This is a genomic window from Cellulomonas telluris (assembly GCF_004886325.1).
GTDB classification, from domain to species: Bacteria; Actinomycetota; Actinomycetes; order Actinomycetales; family Cellulomonadaceae; genus Cellulomonas; species Cellulomonas telluris.
In genome coordinates this window covers 1-545 of the sequence record NZ_QXFN01000080.1, presented here as the reverse complement: position 1 = coordinate 545, position 545 = coordinate 1, and the positions used below count along the sequence as shown (strand labels likewise).

1 protein-coding gene is annotated in these 545 nt (G+C 68.3%); it reads right to left on the bottom strand.

Annotated features, from left to right (window positions below; all coding sequences use genetic code 11):
• Window positions 1-545, bottom strand: a 545-nt coding sequence (locus FB586_RS18835; RefSeq protein ID WP_246037000.1) for a methylmalonyl-CoA mutase family protein, incomplete at both ends; no start/stop codon positions are given.

Sequence of the window (545 nt, the reverse complement as noted above, 5' to 3'; positions counted from 1 at the left end):
GACGAGACCAGCTCGGACTTCATGTAGTCGACCGCCGCGATCGCGCCGCCCATCGCCTGCACGCGGTCGATCTCGGCCTTCGCGCCGGCGACGAGCTCGGCGACCTTCGCCTCGATCACGTGGCTGCCCTCGAAGATGTCGTCGTACTCCAGGAGGTCGGACTCGAAGGCCAGCACCTGCTGCAGGCGCAAGGACCACTGCTGGTCCCACGGCCGCGGCAGGCCGAGCGCCTCGTTCCAGGCGGGCAGTTGCACGGCGCGTGCCCGCGCGTCCTTGGACAGGGTGACGCCGAGCATCTCGAGGACGATGCGCTGGACGTTGTTCTCCGGCTGCGCCTCGGTGAGCCCGAGCGAGTTGACCTGGACGCCGTAGCGGAACCGGCGCATCTTCGGGTCCTGCACGCCGTAGCGCTCCTGCGTGATCTCGTCCCAGAGCCGGACGAACGCGCGCATCTTGCAGGTCTCCTCGACGAAGCGGACCCCGGCGTTGACGAAGAACGAGATCCGGCCGACGACCTTCTCGAAGTCCTCGTCCGAGACCTGCCA